Source organism: Vibrio sp. 10N.222.48.A3 (assembly GCF_041475345.1).
GTDB lineage: Bacteria > Pseudomonadota > Gammaproteobacteria > Enterobacterales > Vibrionaceae > Vibrio > Vibrio tasmaniensis_A.
Map to the genome: position 1 here is coordinate 1 of NZ_JBFRVX010000882.1, position 5,556 is coordinate 5,556.

The 5,556-nt window shown below is 43.8% G+C and carries 5 protein-coding genes; 1 reads left to right on the forward strand and 4 read right to left on the reverse strand.

The annotated features are described in order from the left end of the window. From AB4653_RS21305 to AB4653_RS21320, 4 genes are all read right to left on the reverse strand, one after another. A partial coding sequence (locus AB4653_RS21305; RefSeq protein WP_372105276.1) for a PepSY-associated TM helix domain-containing protein occupies window positions 1-559 on the reverse strand: 559 nt, incomplete at its 3' end. Window positions 560-670: 111 nt separating this feature from the next. Further along, a complete protein-coding gene (locus tag AB4653_RS21310) occupies window positions 671-1,021 on the reverse strand; it encodes a hypothetical protein (RefSeq protein ID WP_009845601.1) in 351 nt (116 codons plus the stop codon). A 326-nt stretch (window positions 1,022-1,347) separates the two neighbouring features. After that, window positions 1,348-1,743: a cytochrome b562 gene (locus AB4653_RS21315; RefSeq protein WP_012600383.1), complete on the reverse strand. Its 396-nt coding sequence runs from the start codon at window positions 1,741-1,743 to the stop codon at window positions 1,348-1,350. Window positions 1,744-1,925: 182 nt separating this feature from the next. Beyond that, window positions 1,926-2,672, reverse strand: coding sequence for a phosphatase (locus AB4653_RS21320; protein WP_009845603.1), 747 nt, complete (start codon window positions 2,670-2,672; stop codon window positions 1,926-1,928). A 278-nt stretch (window positions 2,673-2,950) separates the two neighbouring features. Between AB4653_RS21320 and AB4653_RS21325 the strand changes: the two genes are divergently transcribed. Continuing rightward, window positions 2,951-5,556, forward strand: a 2,606-nt coding sequence (locus AB4653_RS21325; RefSeq protein WP_372105278.1) for a metal-dependent phosphohydrolase, incomplete at its 3' end; no start/stop codon positions are given.

Consider the following 5,556-nt stretch of genomic DNA (forward strand, 5'->3'; position numbering starts at 1 on the left):
ACAGAATAGACAAGCTTATTGCGACTTCAATTAGATAATCACCCCAATCACCAATCAACAAAGTGCCGTGAATGTCATTCGCTAGCTGATACAGGCTATCGCTGCGGGGGATTTCTCCTACCACTTCGCCAGTGTATTGATTCACCGTGGCGAAAACGGAAGTGCCATCTTCAAGTGATACAGAAAATCGGTTCGCAAGATCAGGGACTTTGCTCGGTACAAACTGTGTCACCGTACCTTGTGGGTAGTGATTTTGTACGGCAGCTAATTGTTGTGACACCTTGATCGGTTCGCCCGATGCAACAATTTCAATCGCGTCTTGATGGAAAGCAAGTTCGATTTCATCGTCAAACAGCATCACCAAACCAGTAATACTCAACATCAACATAAATGGGATAACGAATAGCCCAGCATAGAAGTGCCAGCGCCAAGTGAGGAAGTAGAGAGTTTTATTGCGGTCTTTGCTTTTTATATTGGTTTTCGAACCAGTTGTTGCACTGCTTTTAGACTGCGAAGTTGCTTGTGCTTTCGCAGGGGTTTGAGATTCATTTCTCAACATTATTATTTCCTTTGACACACGCAAACATACCTTCTGAAAGATCAGAAAGTAATTTGAGCATGTTTAACTTTACTTAATACTTTATTTTTTAATTATTTTAGTGGGTTAGGTTTAAGCAGTAACAAAGGGAGGGCCGCGCGGGGCTTGCCTCATATAGCGTTCGCTTAGAGCCAAAAAAGCGTAGCTGTCTGAGACAATAGAACTCAGTCGAGTTGTCAGTAGTGTAGTTGGAAGTTCATCTTGGTGAAACGTGGAAAAATGGCTAAAGGGACACGGCTTTCCTTTATGAGTATTAGGTTCACCTTCTTCAATTTGAACCAGTTCAAAGCCATTGACCGTACATAACGACGCCCATACTCCCGCACTATTACCATGAGCATTGATAACAGGCATTAATGTCACCAGCACCCAGCTTAATGCTGTAGCAAGTAACATGGAGAAGTTGAACGAGGTTCGGCGCATTATTCCAAATCTTTATAAATTTCCCTTATTATGAGGGACTTGGAATATAGGTAAACGTAAAGATTAACAGCAAGTTAAAAAATTGAAGCTAACGCACACTCTTTTTAGTTAAAAACTGGTTACAACCAAAGAGCCAAAAGAATGTTACGCGTCTATTAGCAGTAAAATGTCTAGAAAAATAGCAGTAAACTGTTTAGAGAAACGACAATAAAAAACGCCGCCTTACACCTTCCCCTAAAGAGGGTAATGTAAGACAGCGTTTTAGAAATCGAATCTTGAGGTTTTGCTCTTTGTTACGTATCTAGCAAACTCAATTGATTAGAAAATTAACCGAAGATCTTGCTCCAAATGCTTGGATTACGCTTCTCATGGTACTCTTCACGAAGGCCGTCAATAGTACGAAGTTCCTGCTGTGCCGACTCTAAGTCACCTTGGTCTAGCTTCTGCTCAATGCTATCCAATGATGCACTGATCTTTTTGAAACCTTCCATGAAGTTATCTTCTTTCTCTATTGGGTAAACACCCGTTTTGAGCTCTGCCACTAGCGTATCTAAACGAACGATAGGCTTTTGCATCTCTTCAATGCTTTGAGCTTCTGCCGCTTGTTTGAACGCAAGCTTCATTTCTTGCATGTTTTTCTTAAGGTCAACATTAGCAAATGCGTTGCCAGACAATACTGAAGCAGCGATTAAGCCAGATAAAAGGATTGAGCGAGTTTTCATTATTTCTCCAAGTGAAGCGGTGTCTTTGAAGTTAGAGCCATCATTATTGTACTGTGGCACTTCGACTTTATTATTTTCGGTTAGTGTATACAAAAATCCGTCGGGCACAAAAATTGATTGTGTCGAAATGCAAACTAGCTAGCTAACCAATGACTAAAAAGTATAAAGTACCGGACAAACCATCACTCAAATACCGAAAACTCGGCAATCGATTGACGACCACGTAATACCAAAAAGGCTAGGAATTGCTGTGGTGAATGGGTAATCACTTTACTCGAATCCACGCCCACCTCACCAAGTAGTGAAGACACGAGATCCAATCCACCCACATCTATGCAGAAATGCGCATCGCTACCTGTCGTAATAAACGCACCTTTCGCTTTAGCAATTCTTGCGATCTCGTAACAACGATCAACACTGCCAACGCGGCTATTGCCTTTAAGCGTGGTGTTATTAATTTCGATTGCTACGTTATGTTCCGCCGCACATTGAATCACAACTTCAAAATCGAAATCAAAATTTGGGTTGCCTAAATGACCAAGTGCATCAACACGACCGCCTTTAATCACATTCAACAATGCTTCTGTATGAGTAGCAACATCCGACGGGCGAAAAACGGGCTCGTGGAAGCTGGCAATCACCCAATCTAGATTCTTATCCACACTCGGATGAATGTCGATTTCACCCTGTGTGTTCATGATGTTTGACTCGACACCTCGAATAATAGCGACATCTTCAATAAAACGAGGGAGCACACGTTGGTTACTGAAGAACCAATAGTGTGGCGCGCCCGGCATAGACTCGGAATGGTCGGTCGTACAAAACATAGCTAAACCGTTTTGTTTTGCCGATTTTGCATTCTCGATCAACGTGCTGTAAGCATGACCACTTGCGTATGTGTGGGTGTGGGTGTCTACTTTTAGTTCCATGAATCAATGCCCTCTTCGCTCGGTCAAAAAACGTGCTTAAGAAATGAGTGCTTAATAGCAACAATTCGACCAGTTTATCAGTTGAAAGTGACAATTAGCACCCAAACATAAAGGTTTATTAGGTGTTCATTTACACGACACGGGAATACGTGGCTACCAGAAGACGCTAACGCTTTTCTTATCTAAGTAAAATCGATCATACTCGGTAATTACGCCAATTTTTTGCAACCTACCCAAGTTCGTCAATACTTAAACCAGTCTACAAACTGGAGTGTTAGATGAGAAGAAGACGATATCCGCTGAGTATCCACATCACTAGCCTTTTCCTAATTTTGACAACACTTGTCGGTGCGGTATTGATTTCGATAAGTTATCGGCACTCCCAAGAGCTGCTGTTAGGCACAGTGCGCGAGATCAGTAATGAGCATCGCGACAAGCTGGAATCAGTATTTAAACAAGCCATTGCCCCTGTCATCACAACCTTAAATGTGATGGCGGTGAGCCCGTTTGTTGCTCATCAAACTTCCGCTGTCGAAAAAGACTCTTGGCTTGCTTCGGTCGATATCATCTTCAAACAAAACACCAATTTGGTCGCTCTATTTTATGGTTCTGAAGATGGTGACTTTAGAATCTTTCGTCCACTAAGCACCAATAAACAGAGAGCCGACAACAACGCTCCCGCCAAAGCTACCATGATGGTCAGCAGCACCAATCTAGATGGTGAAAACTTTATTACCTTTCTCGATGGCGCACACCAAGTGATCAGTACCCGACAAGCCGAGAGTAAGTTCAACCCCACGACTCGACCTTGGTTTCGTAACGCAAAGCCTGACGGCTCAATACAACTCTCTGAGCCCTACCTGTTCTATTTCCTGCAAACCAATGGCATCACGCTTTCTAGACGTTCTTTGGATGGCAAGCATGTCGTTGGTGCCGACTTCACGTTGAAATCTCTCTCTTCCCAGATCAGTGAATTGGCCTACTCTCCACAAACCCGACTCGCTCTGTTCGATCAACATTTCAATCTTCTCGGCCAACATCAACTTGATCTATCGATTCCCAAGCTTACCTCCCAGCCTAACGACACAAGTAAAACTGAGAAAACGAATAACCAAACGACAGGGAAACTCTCTGGTAGTGAGCAAGACCAAAGCTTCTTTAATGTGCCTAAGCGTGAACAGATGGAAGCATTGAAAGCATCCGTCATAGCACCACTTATCTCCGACGAGGAGAAATTAAGCCTCAACCTAAAAAACGTTGAGTACAACTTAAACACTTGGGCATTAACGCTAACTCCTGTTGAGCTCACTCAGGATGTCACTTTATATTTGGCAGAGGCTACGCCACACAATGAGTTGCTCTCTGATCTTATCTCGATGCGTGACAAGCAAGTCGCCGTCGCGATTGGGATGTTGTTCATCTGCTTCGCTATCGTATGGTTTGTCGCCAATCGTTTGTCTCAGCCGCTTAATACGCTGATGCAACTCACCGACAACATCGCACGATTTGACTTCAGGCGAACTCATTATCCCAAAAGCATGATTCAAGAAGTGGCTAACCTCGCCCACTCAATTGAGCTGATGGAACACACACTTCATGATCTTATTACGCTACTTCGAGACACGGCAGGTAATCAGGAGTTTTCGATATTAGCCAAAAATATTGCTCATCAAAGCTATTTAATTACCAAAGCAGAAACCATCGTCCTCTTCACTCAATCAAAAGAGAAAGATGTGTTTGATACGGCCGCGAACCTCGCCATTCTTCCCTTTAAGGCCGACATTAATGACTTCATCAAGCACACCCCTTGGTTGCTGTGCCAGCTTAAATCCGGAGAAACCATCCACTTAAACCGAGAAGACAATGTTCTCAACTATTACCAAGATTCGATCTTCAATTCAGATCTGTACCTGTTCCCACTATTAAACCGTGAGAAGTTGTTGGTGGGTATCGTCGCAATTGGCTATGAAAGACCGATTACCAAGATGCAGGCAGACAAGCACGCCTTCTTACGAGAACTGCTCAGCTTTGCGGAAATAGCCAAAGATAACATTGACCAAATGCAGCAACAGAAAGACATGCTGAATGCCTTTATCGAGTTGATTGCATCAGCGATTGATACCAAATCACCTTACACGGGCGGGCACTGCCAACGCGTGCCTGAACTGACCAAATGGCTGACTCAAGCAACCATTGATGATGACCGTTATTACCCGCAATTCTCATTGGATAGTAAACAGTGGGAAGAGTTAATGCTCGCCGCTTGGCTTCATGACTGCGGCAAGGTAACCACACCTGAGTATGTCGTAGACAAAGCGACAAAACTTGAAACCATTTACGACCGAATCCACGAAGTGCGGATGCGTTTTGAGCTGTTGAAACAGCAAGCGGAAACCGATTACTGGAAAGCTATAGCGAACGGAGCGCTTCAAGAGGAGCAGCTTAAGATCCTCGAACAAAGCTTGTCAGAATTGGATGAAGAATTTGCCTTCGTTGCTGAGTGCAACCTTGGCGGCGAATCTATGACGGAAGAGCAGCTAGAACGCTTAGATCAAATAGCCAAACGCCAATGGAAACGTACACTGGATGATCAATTGGGTTTGTCTTGGTCTGAAAAAGAGAGATTTAACACCCAAAAAGAGTCGGTTGAGAAAGACAGAACTGAGCCAACGAGGCAGGAAGAGGGTTTGCCCGTCATGGAGCCTCTGCTTGCAGACAAACCGGAGCATAAAATACCTTGGGACAATGGCTTTAACCCTGCCGATGTATGGCAAGAAGCGTTTGTGCTTAAGCCAGGAGAGGTCAAATACAACCAAGGTGAACTGCACAACTTGAAAGTTCGTCGTGGCACGTTAAACGATGAAGAACGTTTCATGATCAACGA

Bases quoted from the DNA above. Each gene is read 5' to 3' on its own strand.
- AB4653_RS21310 (WP_009845601.1), bottom strand. From the start codon at position 1,021: ATGCGCCGAACCTCGTTCAACTTCTCCATGTTACTTGCTACAGCATTA.
- AB4653_RS21315 (WP_012600383.1), bottom strand. From the start codon at position 1,743: ATGAAAACTCGCTCAATCCTTTTATCTGGCTTAATCGCTGCTTCAGTA.
- AB4653_RS21320 (WP_009845603.1), bottom strand. From the start codon at position 2,672: ATGGAACTAAAAGTAGACACCCACACCCACACATACGCAAGTGGTCAT.